A 12623-nucleotide genomic window follows, 5' to 3' on the forward strand; every position below is an offset into this window, starting at 1 on the left:
GTTCGCGGCCTGGTTCCTCGCCTCGCTGGGAGGACTGGGCGGGGTGCTGGAAGGCAAGCGGTGGGGGCCCGTGGTCGAGGCGATGCGACTCGTGGCGGCGCCGCTGGTGGTCACGGCCCTGTAGCGACCGGGACCGGGACCGCACCTACTCCCTATTCGGGTGCCAGATAAAAGGCCCATCACCGCAAGGCACACCCAGAATGTTGGCGACGGCATTCACCAACTCCCCCGTATCGTCCGTGCTCAAGAACGCACCAGTCTTCTGGGCTGTCTCTCGGCTCTCGCGAGACCCTCCGCCCCGCGGATAGAGGATGACAGGGAGGGATGGGTGATTGCCGCGGACCCAGCGAAGCAGACTGTATCCGGCTGTTGAATCTCCGGGGCGCTCCACATCCGTGATGACGAGGTTGAACGACTGCTGGGCGATCAGCTTTCTCGCCTCTTCCATTGAAGAGGTGTTGTGAATGGAAATGCCACACTGCTCCACGGCGCTATGGGCAGCGAGGTTGCGCCCCACATCCTGGTCCACCCAGAGGACAGTGGCGGAAGTGCGCGGTTTCCAGAAACCGGAGGCAAGGGGCTTCGTTGCCGGCGGCCGGGGGCAACAGGCCGTTGCCCCTCCTGCTCCGGCAATCCAGGACGGCTCGAACCGCCGTCAGAGATAGACGCCGCTCAGCAAGCCGCGGCCGATGGCGAGGATGCCGCCCGCGACGAGCAGGAGCGCCCCGCCCACGGCGATGAGGGGCAGCACGTAGCCGGGAGTGGCGCTCTTGCGATTCTTCACCAGCAGCGCGTGGGCCAGACCGGCCGCCAGGATCATCATCACGATGTGCCCGATGAGCGCCGGGTAGTAGCGGCCCATGGCCACACCGATGATGCCGAGCAGGATCTGCGTGTCCAGCAGGCCCGCGAAGCTGGAGCCCAGGATGCGGACGGACTTGTCCACCGGCCGCTTCGTGGCGAGCCCGAAGGCGAACCAGGCGACGGCGACGACGCCCACGAGCAGCACGAGGTAGCGCAGGTACGAATGAAGGGAGAGGAGGGTGTTCATGGCCCTCCTCTCCTAGCGCCCCCCCGGCCGGGAGGCGAGCTTTACGTCGGATCCGGCTTCGGGGTGGCCTTGGTGCTCGGCGGGAGCTCGGGGGCCGACACGAGTCCGCCCCCGGGCAGCTCGCCGGTGAGGCTCTTGAGGAAGGCCACGATGTCCGCCACCTCGGCGTCGGAGAAGGTCATGCCGAGCTGGTGCTTGGCCATGAGGCGCACGGCCTCGGGCAGCTCCTTCACCGAGCCGTCGTGGAACCAGGGGCCCGTCTTCTCCACGTTGCGCAGGGTGGGCACGCGGAACTTGCGCAGGTCGTCCTCGTTCTTCGTCACCTCGAAGCGGCCCTTGTCCTCGGTGGGGTAGTCCTCGATGAGGCCCAGCTTCTGGAAGGAGGTGCCACCCACCGACGGCCCGTTGTGGCACGTGGTGCAGCCCGAGGCGGCGAAGAGATCCAACCCGCGCCGCTCCTGCTCGGTGAGCGCCTTCTCGTCGCCCGCGAGGAACTTGTCGAAGCGCGAGCTGGTGAGGAGCTTGCGCTCGAAGGCGGCGATGGCGCGCGCGGCATTGCCCACACTCACGGGCTTCTTGTCGCCGGGGAAGGCCGCCTTGAACTCGTTCACGTACTGCGGAATGGAGTTGAGCGTGGCCAGGACGCGCTTCTCGCCCGGCATGGCCATCTCCAGCGGGTTCATCATCGGACCCGCGGCCTGCTCCTCGAGCGTGGCGGCGCGCCCGTCCCAGAACTGGGCCACGTGACCCGCGGCGTGGAAGACGGTGGGGGCGTTGCGGTTGCCCTTCTGGCCCTTGTGGCCCTCGGAGGTGGCCTTGCCATCCACGCCGAAGGTCGCCAGGTCATGGCAGCTGTTGCAGGAGATGTCGTGGTTCTTCGACAGGCGCGCCTCGAAGAAGAGCTTGTGTCCGAGCGTCACCTGCTCCGGGCTGTCCTTCGGCTCGACCACCTTCGCGGAGGGGGGCAGGCGGAAGAAGGAGACGATCTTCTCGTAGCCCATGGTGGGTTTGGCCGGCTCCGCGGCGGCGGCGGGCGCGGGCGCGGCTGCGACCGGAGCGGCGGCGGTGGGCGCGGGCGGAGGAGACTCGCGGCTGCAAGAGATGGAGAAGGTGCCCAGGGACACCAGTCCCAGACCAAGCAAGAGCCGATTCCGCGTCATCTACCAACCTCCCAAGAGGAGCAACGTCACGGATGGATTTTTACCACCTCCGGGCCCTCCTTGTGGAATTCCCCTCCCCGCCACGGAAAGGGCCAGGGTGAGACCCGTCCCGCTTGGGAGCCCTCTCCCGCCCCTCTGAGAGGCAGGCTCCCGTGCAAGCCCTCCGGCTTCGGAACTCGGGGGCACGGGCGCCTCCCGGTGGAAGAAGAGCCGGTCGACAGCCCAGGACAGGCCCAGCCCGGTGGCCGTGCCCACCACGTCCCAGGTGAGGTCCTTGAAGGAGAAGAAGCTCCCGCGTCCGGCGTCGTAGAGCTCCTTGCCAATCCCCGCCCCGAGCGCCACTCCCGTGCCGGTGAGCCAGCGCGCCCCGGGTGCGTCGAAGAGCAGGGCCCCCCCGGCATACCCCGCGCCGGCCAGGCCCGCGCTGACGCTGAAGTGCAACGCCTTGTCCTGACCCCACCAGTCGTCCCGGGAGGGAAGCTCGGGCTCCTCGCCCCGGGCGGAGAGCGGCGCGAGCAAACACAGACACACCAGGGCCAGGAGGTTTTCACGGGCAGTCATGACGCGCCATGACAGCACCCCACGCCCCCCGCGTCACCTCCGGCGCCGAGCCCGGCCCGGACAACCCGTCATGGCACTTCTTAGACGAGCGGCCCGCCTGCACGTATGCTCAGGACTCGTGACTCGACCTGGCACCTCGCTCTTCGACCTCGGCAAACCCTCCTCCCGCCATCCCGGACTCGATGGGGCACGAGGCCTGGCCGTGGTGGCGATGGTGCTGGGGCACACGTTGGACGCGCTGCTCGCCCCCGCGGTGCGCGCCCACCCGTGGGTGCAGCGCTACTGGGAGCTGCGCGGCATCACCGCGCCGCTCTTCCTCCTGGTGGCCGGCTTCGCGGTGGTGTCCGCGCTCGGCACCGCGAAGGAGAGCGCGGGCGAGTCCTTCGGTCGCCGCGCGCGGCGGGCGGCGCTGCTGCTCTTCCTCGGCTACTTCGTGCACTGGCCGGGCTGGGACGCCGTTCACGCGCTCGGCTGGGGCCTGGAGCTGCGCTCGCGCCTCTTCGCCTTCGACGCGCTGCAGAGCATCGCCGTGAGCCTGCTGGTGGGCGCGGCCGTGCTGGTGCTGGCGCGCGGCACCTGGACGCGGGCCGTGGTGCTCGTCCTGCTCGCGGTGGGCCTCCCCCTGGCGAGCCCGTGGATGTGGAACGCCGCCACGGCCTGGCCCCTGGAACTGCGGCAGGCGGTGGGCATGCCGGGCTCGCGCTTCCCCCTCTTCCCGTGGGCGGGCTTCTTCTTCGCCGGGGCGCTCGCGGCCCACCTGCTGCGGCTGCTCAAGCCCGGCTGGCCCCAGGGCCTGGCCCTGCTGGCGCTCGGCGGGGGGCTGATGCTGCTCACCCAGCGACTGCCCTCGGACTGGAGCCCCACCAGCGCGTGGCTCGTGGCCTTCCGCGTGGGCCAGGGCCTCCTCGTGCTGGGCGTGATCAACCTGCTGCCCCAGGCGTTCTCCCGGCCGCTGGCGCCGCTGGGCCGCGCCTCCCTCTGGCTCTACGTGCTGCACCTGCCGGTGGTGTACGGCTGGGCCGGCACGGAGGGCCTGGCCGGGCGCATGGGCCCCACGCTGGGCCTGCTGCCCGCCCTGGCGGTGGGCCTCGGGCTGCTCGCGGTGTGCTTCGCCATCGCCCGCCTGGCGCGGCTGGTGCGCGGGGAGGGTCGCCGCCCCGTGGACGCCCCCGCGTGGCGTGCCCGTCCCGTGCCGATGGACGGGGCCGTGCTGCGCTCCGGACAGCGCACCTGAGAAACTTTTTTACTTCCGTCCTTCAGGCGGGCTAGATGCGCGGCGCTTCATCTCCTACTGGCAGTCCAAGCGAGGAACCATGAACACGCTCCGCAAGCTGTCCGTCGTTGCCCTCCTCTCCATCGGTGCCAGCAGCCTGTCGGGCTGCGCGGGTGTCGCCTTCGCCAGCCCCGGCGCCATCGGCTTCTCCACCCTGTATGCCAGCACCACCGGCTACACGTTCGTGAACGAGCAGACCAAGCTCGGCGCGAAGTCCGGCGAGGGCTGCATCACGTCCATCCTCGGCATCGTCACCACGGGTGACGCTGGCGTGAACGAGGTGGCGCGCAGGGCCAACATCACCCGCGTCTCGCACATCGACTACCGCTTCGAGAACATCCTCGGCCTGTACGCGAAGTACTGCTCCGTGGTGTACGGCGACTAGCTTCACTCCCGGTGCCGCGTCCCCGCTCTGTCGGGCCGAGGGACGCGGCGCCTCGTTTCACCGGAGAGAAGGCGGGAGTGACCGGGGCCTGGAGGCTCCTCCTCCGTTTCCCTCCGAGCCCTGGGGGCTGCTAATTTCCCGTCTCGGCTTGCGGCCTCCCCCTCCCCCGGGCCCGACATGGGCCCCGGCCGTGAAGCTCAGTGAAAGAGCAGACTCCATGCGACTCAAGACCCTCGTTCGTCCCCTCCTCCTGATCGCCGCCACCGCGGCGGCTCCGGTCTTCGCGCAGGCGGCCAGGCCGGCCGCTCCCGCCGCCCCGGCCCCGGCCACCCAGAAGGCCGTCATCGACCGGGCCATGCTCAACGTCTTCAAGGCGCTGCCCACCCGCTTCGAGGACCCGAAGAACCCCATCACCCCCGAGAAGGTCGAGCTGGGGCGGATGCTGTATTTCGAGAACCGCCTCTCGAAGAACCACGACGTCTCCTGCAACAGCTGCCACGACCTGAACAAGTACGGCGTGGACGGCAAGCCCTTCTCGCCGGGCCACAAGAAGCAGCTCGGCGGCCGCAACTCGCCCACCGTGTACAACGCCGGTGGCCACATCCTGCAGTTCTGGGATGGCCGCGCGCCCAACCTCGAGGAGCAGGCCAAGGGCCCCATCCTCAACCCCGTCGAGATGGCCATGCCCAGCGAGGCGCGCGTCGTCGAGACGCTCAAGTCCATCCCCGGCTACGTCACGGCCTTCCAGAAGGCCTTCCCGGGCGAGGCCGACCCGGTGACGTACAACAACGTGGGCAAGGCGATCGGCGCCTTCGAGCGCCAGCTCGTCACCCCCTCGCGCTTCGACAAGTACCTGGCCGGTGACGAGAACGCCATCACCGAGGCGGAGAAGGTCGGCCTGAGCAAGTTCCTCGGCCAGGGCTGCCAGACCTGCCACAACGGCGCCGCCATCGGTGGCTCGCTGCAGAAGCTCGGCCTCGTGGTGCCCTTCGAGTCCAAGGACCAGGGCCGCTTCGACCTGACCAAGCAGGAGTCGGACCGGATGATCTTCCGCGTCCCCACCCTGCGCAACGTGACGAAGACGGCGCCGTACTTCCACGACGGCTCGGTGAAGGACGTGCAGACGGCCGTGAAGCTCATGGCCCAGCACCAGTTCGGCAAGCAGATCAACGACGAGGACGTGAAGCACATCGTCACGTTCCTCGACTCGCTCACCGGCGAGCTGCCCAAGAGCTACATCGCCAAGCCGAAGCTGCCGGCCAGCGGCCCGAAGACCCCGAAGCCGGATCCGTCGTAGCGTGAAGCCCCGGCCTCCGCGCCCCCACGGGTGACGCGGGGGCCGTCGCCTCCGCCCGGGAGGAGGATGGCTACGAGGCCATCCGCTGCCGGGGCGGGGGCTCGGTGGCCCGGCCCCGCGCATCGAGCGCCCGGACCACGGCCTCCAGGGCCGCGATGCGCCGCCCGGCGCGCCCCTGGGCCCACGGCACGGGAAGACTCGCGCCCAGCAGCTCCGCCCCCTGCTCCACCCCGCCCGTCTTCTGCTTGAGCGCCCGCGCGCACGCGAGCCGCACGTTCACCGCCTCGGGGACGGGGAAGCCATCGCGGCGCAGCAGATCCAACGCGAACGTCGTCCACACCGCGAGCTTGTCCCCCGGGCGCAGGAAGGCCTGGAAGCGCGCGAGGCCCGTCTCGAGCGACTCGCCCGCCAGCAGCGCCGCCTCGGGCAGCTCCACGTGCAGCGACGTGCTGCGGGCCATCGGCTGCCGCGGGGCGAGCACGCTCTCGAAGCGCTCGCCCGTGGCGGGGCGCATGGCCACGAGGTGCACCAGCTCGGAGGGGATGTTCTGCTCCAGGGGGTGCGCGTTGGCCTCGGCGTAGAGGAGCACGAGGTGCTCGAAGTCCTCGGCGATGGAGCGCAGCTCCTGAGGCGGCTGCCACGCGGACTTGAAGATGCGCCGGCGCGGCGGATCCGTCCGCTTCTCCTGGCAGTCGAGCTGCGTGTCCACCATGTGCTCGAAGGGGCGCAGCAAGGCGTCGAAGCGCTCCTGCTCTCCCTCGAGCGCGCCCAGCACCTCCACCACCGCCTCGATGGTGGAGACGCAGTGGTCCGCCGGCTCGGCGCGGATGCGGTAGTTGCTCGGGCGGCGCGGGACGAAGCCGATGCGCGGCAGCCCCGCCAGCAGCGGGTTCGTCTTCACCACCTTGCGCGCCAGCGGCCAGGTGCCGTCCACCACGATGAGCGTCTCGGGCGGGTGCAGGCGGGCCTCCTCCAGGGGGATGGCCTCCTCGCCGGGGAAGAGCACGGCCACGCGCTCGGGACGGGCCGCCAGCTCCTCCAGCCGCGAGTGGCCGGAGAAGTCCACGCCCACGTAGAGCTCGGAGTTGGGCAGCGACAGGTGCGCCATGCGGGCCGTGCCGATGGCCACCCGCCGCTCACGGGGATGCTGCAGGAAGACGACCCGCGTGCGCGAGTCCACCTGGGGCACGCGCGCGCAGTAGCACGTGGACTGGGGACGGAGGCAGCGGACACAGAGAGAACGCACCCCGCCGCTTTAACGGCACGCCGGGGGGGCCGGCAAGGACTGGCCGCGTGAAGGCGGGGACGGGAGGCAAGCGACGCTCGGCTGCCTGGAGGGGAAGTCGGGGCCGACAGGGGACTTCCCGCTGCGCGGTGCGTCAGGAGTCGGCACTCATGCGGCTGCTCCCTCGGGTGGTTTTCGAGTGTGCTCCTGTGACAACCTCCTGGCTCGGGTGACTTCGCCCGAGGTGATTCATGCCCCCAGCCGCCGCAGTCTCCTCGCTCCAGCCCGCTCCCCGGCGGATGCGTTACGCCCCCCTGGAAGGTCTGCTGCGCGGCCTGGACATCTCCGAGCGCTCCCCGGAGATGCGGGAGCTCGTCCGGCTGAGCGGCGGGACCGACTATGTCCCCCCGGAGATTCCAGTGGAGCGCTTCGCCGAGATGCTCCAGTACCTGGCGCGCCAGCGCTTCGCGACCCTGCCCCCGTCCGAGGCACTCTTCCGCGTGGGCGCGTGCCTCTTCGACGGCTACCGCAAGACGGTGCTGGGGCAGATCCAGCTCGCCGCGCTGCACCTGCTCGGCCCGGAGCGGCTGATGCGCAAGGTTCCCGAGTTCGTGGGCCGCAGCAGCAACTTCGGCGAGCGCAAGACGGAGCGGCTCGGCCCCAACGACTGGCGGGTGTACTTCCGAGGCGTGCCGCTGCCCGGCGATTACTACAACGGCATCCTCCACGCCGCCTTGCGCGCCACCGGGGCCCAGTCGCCCCAGACGCGCTGGGAGCAGACGGGCCCCGAGGACATGACGTTCGAGGTGCGCTGGTAGGCGTTCTACTGGATGTTCGCCGACACCGACGCATTCCCCTGGACGGTGAACGTGCAGCGCCGGGCCTTCGCGCCGCCGCTGCTGCAGGCCCCGGACCAGATCGCTTCCCGCGAGTTCGACGTGGTGAGCGTGACGGAGGTGCCGACCACGAAGCTGGCCGTGCCCGTCTGGCCCACGGAGACCGACAGTCCGGTCGGATTCGAGGTGACGCGCTCGCCACTCCGTCCGGAGACGCTCAACGAGACCTGCGCGGTGGGAGGAGGGGGAGGCGTTCCACAGACATTGTCGACGCCGGTACCCCCGCAGATCTCCGAGCCCGCGCAGTACCCGCAGTCGAGCCAGCCGCCGCAGCCATCGTCGACGAAGTCGCAGTTCTTCCCTTGCTGCTCGCAGGTGGTCGGGTTGCACACGACCACGACCTTCGTGACGGTGGCGCTCTGCGAGGTGCTGGCGTTGCCCATCGCGTCGTAGGCCTTCGCATGGAAGGTGTGGGGGCCAGCGGGGTAGTAGGAGTCGGCGAAGTTGAGGCCCGTCGCGAACGGGGGCGTCGTGTCAGTGACCATGAGTGCCCCGTTGCGATAGAACTCGACCTTCTTGACGCCCACGTTGTCCGTCGCATCCGCGGTGATGGTGACGGTGCCGCTCGATTCGGTGCCCGAAACGGGAGCGGTGAGGACGACGGTGGGCGGCGTCACGTCATCCGTGCGGGCCTGCTCGAGCTCCGCGCTGATGACGTCGGCGGAGAAGTGGTTTCGGTTCGAGTCCGAGTAGTCCACGTTGCACCGCGCGCGATAGAGGCCAGGCGACGCGTTCGAATATTGGGTCGACGCCGAGCCCCCCACCTTCGCGGCGAAGCCGGTGTAGTTGAAGGAGACCCAGGGCCAGATCGAGCCGGTGTATTCCTCGATCTGCAGCCTCAACGTCACCGTCGACTCGTTCAGGCACTTGGAGCTGCACGTCGCCCGGAATCCGGGGGCGGGTGCCGAGATGGTCTCGAACACCACGTTCGTCGTGCACACCCCGGGCGTGACGGTCTGCGTCACGCTCGACGTGAGCGCGTCGTGCAGCTCCGCCAGCTCGGACGACGCGGGGTCCTCGAGTTGTGGGTTGCAGCCCATCACAACAAGGCTCGCGACGAGCGACAGCGATCTCCAGTTCATGTGTTGTTCCAATCCCAGGTGTGGTCCGCGGAGGCGGAGGCGGGCGGACCTTACCAAAGGCCCGTTCAAGCTTCATTACCCGGATCACCTGGATCTCCCGCGGTGGGGACGTTTCAGGTATGCACGGCGGTGTCGTGAATCTGCTCCTCCTCCAGGACTCCGATTTCCTCCCCGACGGCACCGTCCAGCTGACCGGCCGCCGGGCCCAGCACGCCCGCGAGGTGCTCCGCGCCGAGCCTGGAGAGACCCTCCGCGTGGGCCGGCTCGGCGGGCTCGTGGGCACCGGCGAGGTGCTGGAGAACACCTCCGGCCTGCTCCGCCTGCGCGTCTCCCTCACCGACCCGCCCCCGCCCCGGGCTGGCGTGGACCTGCTGCTCGCCATCCCCCGCCCCAAGGCCCTCAAGCGCGTGCTGCCCGCCGCGGCCCAGCTCGGCGTGGACCGCGTGGTGCTCGTCAACGCCGCCCGGGTGGAGAAGAGCTACTTCGACTCCAAGGTGCTCGCCCCCGACTTCGTCGAGGAATTGCTCCTCCAGGGTCTCGAGCAGGCCCGGGACACCCGACTGCCCGAGGTGCTCGTCCGCGAGCGCTTCCGCCCCTTCGTCGAGGACGAGCTGGACGCCGTCTTCGGCCCCGAGGCCGTCCGCCTCCTTCCCCACCCTCCCGCGCGGCAGCCGCTCTCCCAGGTGGGTGCGCGGACCGCCCCGCGCGTGGTGCTGGCCATCGGCCCCGACGGGGGCTGGGTGCCCTTCGAGGCGGAATTGCTGGAGGCCCACGGCTTCCGGCCCTTCTCGCTGGGGCCTCGCATCCTCCGGGTGGAGACGGCGGTGCCCGTCCTCCTGGGACAACTGGAACTCCTCCGAGCGGACACCGCGCGTCCGACGTAGCGCATCGGGCTTGAAGGGGCGGGATGGGTTGTTGAAGAGTCACCTCCCTATGGCGAAGACGACCAAATCCCGAGCCCAAGCCGCAGCACTCCCCGAGCCCCAGCAGGACCAGGCGCCGGAGCAGCAGCCCCTCGTCACCCCCGAGTCGGAGGTGAAGTCGAAGCCGGCCAGCCACGACACGGCGCCTCCGCCCGCGCTGCTCGACTTCATGATGCAGGGGTGGAAGCCCCAGGCGGGCAAGCCGCCGCCGAAGATGAAGAACGCGGAGGTCTTCGAGGCCCGCCGCCGGGAGCTCTCCAAGCTCTTCCCGGGCGAGACGCTCGTCATTCCCACCGGCCACGAGAAGGTGCGCGCCAACGACACCTACTACCGCTTCCGGCCGGGCACCGACTTCTACTACCTGACGGGCAACATGGAGCCCGACTGCGTGCTCGTCCTCCAGCCCAAGGAGGGCGGCGGCCACACGGACATCCTCTTCGTGGAGCCGAACCCGGGCCGCAGCGACTCCACCTTCTTCACGGACCGCGTGAAGGGCGAGCTGTGGGTGGGCCCTCGGCTGGGGGTGAAGGAGAGCCAGGCGCGCTTTGGCATCCACGAGGCGCGGGGCCTGCCGGAGCTGCAGAACTTCCTGGAGGGCCTGCGGGGCGCGGCGGTGCTGCCCACGCGCGTGCTGCGCGGTCACTCCGTGAAGGTGGACGGCGCGGTGCCCGAGCACTCCGAGCGCGACAAGCAGCTCGCCACGGCCCTGTCCGAGATGCGGCTCATCAAGGACAAGGTGGAGGTGCGCGAGCTGGAGGCCGCCATCGTCTCCACGCACCGGGGCTTCGAGGACGTCATCCGCCGGCTGAAGGCGGCCCGGAGCGAGCGCGAGGTAGAGGGTGTCTTCAACCTGCGCGCGCGGGTGGAGGGCAACGACGTGGGCTACGGCACCATCGCCGCGGCCGGCCACCATGCGTGCGTGCTGCACTGGACGCGCAACGACGGCGACCTCAAGAAGGGCGAGCTGCTGCTGCTGGACGCGGGCGTGGAGGGCAACAGCCTCTACACGGCGGACATCACGCGCACGCTGCCCATCTCCGGCAAGTTCTCCAAGGAGCAGCGCGAAATCTACGAGCTGGTGCTGGAGGCGCAGGACCAAGCCATCGAGGCGGTGAAGCCGGGCAACGACTTCATGGAGCCGAACCGGGTGGCCATGCGCGTGCTGGCCGAGGGCCTGTACCGGCTGGGCATCCTCAAGACGAAGCCGGAGGAGGCGCTGAAGGACGAGAACCAGTTCTACAAGCGCTACTCGCTGCACAACGTCAGCCACATGCTGGGGCTGGACGTGCATGACTGCGCGCAGGCGCGGCTGGAGGCCTACAAGTTCGGCAAGCTGAAGGCGGGCATGGTGCTGACGGTGGAGCCGGGCCTGTACTTCCAGAAGGACGACCTGACGGTGCCGTCGAAGTACCGGGGCATCGGCGTGCGCATCGAGGACGACGTGCTGGTGACGAAGACGGGCTGCCGCGTCCTGTCCGAGGACATCCCGCGCCAGACGAAGGACGTCGAGGACTGGATGAAGCAGGTCTGGAGCGAGAAGCGCTAACGCGCCTCCGAGGGTGCTCGGGCTTCCGGGCACCCTCCCCTATTTCCGGGCCCCGGAGGCCCGGTCGTAGCACCCGAGCAGCAGCCGTGCGCGCTCGGGGCCTGGTTGATGACCCCACGGCACCACGGGGGCGCCCAGGAGGTAGGACTGGAGCTCCCCCACCTGCGTGCGCGACACGAGCCCCCGCCGCTTCAGGAGCTGGAGGGACCAGCAGTCCGCGCTCTCCTCGTTGAAGGGGGCCGCGAGCACCGCGTGCGCGCAGGCATGGCCGAACCAGAAGAGCTGCACCGGGGACGGCAGCCGCGCCAGCAAGGCGGGGTTGTACTCGACGTGTGCCGGCACCTCGGGCCACGCGGGGAACCACAGCCCGACGTCCGCGAGCGAGGTGTTCGGCACGAAGGCCACCGGAGCGCCCTGAGGGGACGTGCAGGACATGGGCACGCCCGCGATCCGGGGGTGGTAGGGCGTCATGGGTTGGGCTCGGGCCAGACCCGGAAGGCCCACGAGCACGGGGAGGAGCAAGAAGAGGTGACGCGTCATGAGCAGGCTCCAGGCATGAAACCCCCCATGTGACACAAGAGCCCAGTCGATTTCGCCACCGCCGAGGTATTCGCGCCGGGAGTCCGCCGGGTACATTACGTCCCCAGAATGAAAGTCCTCTTCTTCCCCTTGACGGCGGATGGTCACGTCAACCCGATTCTCCCGCTGGCCCGGGAGCTGCTCTCCCGGGGAGAAGAGGTCGTCTTCTACGCGACGGCGGAATACGAGACGGTGGTGCGCAACATCGGGGCCTCGTTCCGGCGAATCGACAGCCGGCTCCACTCGCCCCTCAACCTCGCCACCCAGCAGGCCGGCGGCGGGAAGGAGCCGAACCCCAAGCAGTTGATGCCCCTCATCCTCGAGCAGATGCTCCATGGCATGCGCGAGGCGCCCACCATGGCGGAGCAGGTGCGGACGGAGCAGGCCGATTGCATCGTCTACGACACGATGAGCTCCTGGGGCCGCACCGTCGCCGGGCTGGTGCGAGTGCCCGCGGTCGCCTTCCACGCCACCTACGCGATGCGGCGCAACTCGCCCCTCCAGCGCCAGATGTCCAAGAACATGGGCGCTCCACCCCTGAGGGCCGTGCTCACCCTGCTGCGGATGGTCTGGACGGCCCGGCAGCTCCAGCGGCACCACGGGTTCCCGCGCATGCCGATGGGCGAGCTGATGAACGCCTCCGAG

13 protein-coding genes and 1 pseudogene are annotated in these 12623 nt (G+C 69.7%); 7 read left to right on the forward strand and 7 right to left on the reverse strand.

What is annotated here, in order from left to right:
- Positions 1-145: 145 nt before the first annotated feature.
- The 4 genes from VF697_RS43640 to VF697_RS41920 form a co-directional block, all read right to left on the reverse strand.
- On the reverse strand, positions 146-529 hold the full coding sequence (locus tag VF697_RS43640) for a response regulator (RefSeq protein ID WP_414641462.1): 384 nt from the start codon (positions 527-529) through the stop codon (positions 146-148).
- Between the two features lie 126 nt (positions 530-655).
- Positions 656-1051: a hypothetical protein gene (locus VF697_RS41910; RefSeq protein ID WP_331104158.1), complete on the reverse strand. Its 396-nt coding sequence runs from the start codon at positions 1049-1051 to the stop codon at positions 656-658.
- A 41-nt stretch (positions 1052-1092) separates the two neighbouring features.
- A complete protein-coding gene (locus VF697_RS41915) occupies positions 1093-2211 on the reverse strand; it encodes a cytochrome-c peroxidase (protein WP_331104159.1) in 1119 nt (372 codons plus the stop codon).
- Positions 2212-2772 (reverse strand): hypothetical protein, encoded by a 561-nt coding sequence (locus VF697_RS41920; RefSeq protein WP_331104161.1) that lies wholly within the window; start codon positions 2770-2772, stop codon positions 2212-2214.
- A gap of 118 nt (positions 2773-2890) precedes the next feature.
- Here VF697_RS41920 and VF697_RS41925 point away from each other — a divergent pair, with 118 nt between their 5' ends.
- From VF697_RS41925 to VF697_RS41935, 3 genes are all read left to right on the forward strand, one after another.
- On the forward strand, positions 2891-4006 hold the full coding sequence (locus VF697_RS41925) for an acyltransferase (protein WP_331104163.1): 1116 nt from the start codon (positions 2891-2893) through the stop codon (positions 4004-4006).
- 79 nt (positions 4007-4085) lie between these two features.
- Entirely contained in the window at positions 4086-4430 is a 345-nt protein-coding gene (locus VF697_RS41930; protein ID WP_331104164.1) for a TRL domain-containing protein, read from the forward strand.
- A gap of 217 nt (positions 4431-4647) precedes the next feature.
- Positions 4648-5727: a cytochrome-c peroxidase gene (locus VF697_RS41935; protein ID WP_331104165.1), complete on the forward strand. Its 1080-nt coding sequence runs from the start codon at positions 4648-4650 to the stop codon at positions 5725-5727.
- Between the two features lie 70 nt (positions 5728-5797).
- Here the strand turns inward: VF697_RS41935 and VF697_RS41940 are convergent, their stop codons facing one another.
- Positions 5798-6973, reverse strand: a complete 1176-nt coding sequence (locus VF697_RS41940) for a tRNA-uridine aminocarboxypropyltransferase (RefSeq protein WP_331104166.1) — start codon at positions 6971-6973, stop codon at positions 5798-5800.
- Positions 6974-7203: 230 nt separating this feature from the next.
- Here VF697_RS41940 and VF697_RS41945 point away from each other — a divergent pair, with 230 nt between their 5' ends.
- Positions 7204-7770 (forward strand): DUF2378 family protein, encoded by a 567-nt coding sequence (locus tag VF697_RS41945; RefSeq protein WP_331104168.1) that lies wholly within the window; start codon positions 7204-7206, stop codon positions 7768-7770.
- Positions 7771-7775: 5 nt separating this feature from the next.
- Here the strand turns inward: VF697_RS41945 and VF697_RS41950 are convergent, their stop codons facing one another.
- Positions 7776-8930, reverse strand: a complete 1155-nt coding sequence (locus tag VF697_RS41950) for an Ig-like domain-containing protein (RefSeq protein WP_331104170.1) — start codon at positions 8928-8930, stop codon at positions 7776-7778.
- Between the two features lie 134 nt (positions 8931-9064).
- Between VF697_RS41950 and VF697_RS41955 the strand changes: the two genes are divergently transcribed.
- On the forward strand, positions 9065-9814 hold the full coding sequence (locus VF697_RS41955; RefSeq protein WP_331104172.1) for a 16S rRNA (uracil(1498)-N(3))-methyltransferase: 750 nt from the start codon (positions 9065-9067) through the stop codon (positions 9812-9814).
- 49 nt (positions 9815-9863) lie between these two features.
- The gene (locus VF697_RS41960; protein WP_331104174.1) at positions 9864-11399 is read left to right on the forward strand and encodes an aminopeptidase P family protein; all 1536 of its coding nucleotides are present in this window, start codon (positions 9864-9866) and stop codon (positions 11397-11399) included.
- A 39-nt stretch (positions 11400-11438) separates the two neighbouring features.
- Here VF697_RS41960 and VF697_RS41965 read toward each other — a convergent pair whose 3' ends face one another.
- Positions 11439-11939, reverse strand: a complete 501-nt coding sequence (locus tag VF697_RS41965; protein ID WP_331104176.1) for a hypothetical protein — start codon at positions 11937-11939, stop codon at positions 11439-11441.
- A 108-nt stretch (positions 11940-12047) separates the two neighbouring features.
- Between VF697_RS41965 and VF697_RS41970 the strand changes: the two are divergent.
- Positions 12048-12623 (forward strand): annotated as a pseudogene (locus VF697_RS41970) (hypothetical protein); the annotation flags it as partial.

This window comes from Archangium sp. (genome assembly GCF_036388035.1).
Lineage (GTDB): Bacteria > Myxococcota > Myxococcia > Myxococcales > Myxococcaceae > Archangium.

Excerpts from the sequence above, each read along its gene's own strand:
- VF697_RS41910 (WP_331104158.1), bottom strand. The coding sequence starts at position 1,051 with ATGAACACCCTCCTCTCCCTTCATTCGTACCTGCGCTACCTCGTGCTG.
- VF697_RS41915 (WP_331104159.1), bottom strand. The coding sequence starts at position 2,211 with ATGACGCGGAATCGGCTCTTGCTTGGTCTGGGACTGGTGTCCCTGGGC.
- VF697_RS41920 (WP_331104161.1), bottom strand. The coding sequence starts at position 2,772 with ATGACTGCCCGTGAAAACCTCCTGGCCCTGGTGTGTCTGTGTTTGCTC.
- VF697_RS41930 (WP_331104164.1), top strand. The coding sequence starts at position 4,086 with ATGAACACGCTCCGCAAGCTGTCCGTCGTTGCCCTCCTCTCCATCGGT.
- VF697_RS41935 (WP_331104165.1), top strand. The coding sequence starts at position 4,648 with ATGCGACTCAAGACCCTCGTTCGTCCCCTCCTCCTGATCGCCGCCACC.
- VF697_RS41945 (WP_331104168.1), top strand. The coding sequence starts at position 7,204 with ATGCCCCCAGCCGCCGCAGTCTCCTCGCTCCAGCCCGCTCCCCGGCGG.
- VF697_RS41950 (WP_331104170.1), bottom strand. The coding sequence starts at position 8,930 with ATGAACTGGAGATCGCTGTCGCTCGTCGCGAGCCTTGTTGTGATGGGC.
- VF697_RS41960 (WP_331104174.1), top strand. The coding sequence starts at position 9,864 with ATGGCGAAGACGACCAAATCCCGAGCCCAAGCCGCAGCACTCCCCGAG.
- VF697_RS41965 (WP_331104176.1), bottom strand. The coding sequence starts at position 11,939 with ATGACGCGTCACCTCTTCTTGCTCCTCCCCGTGCTCGTGGGCCTTCCG.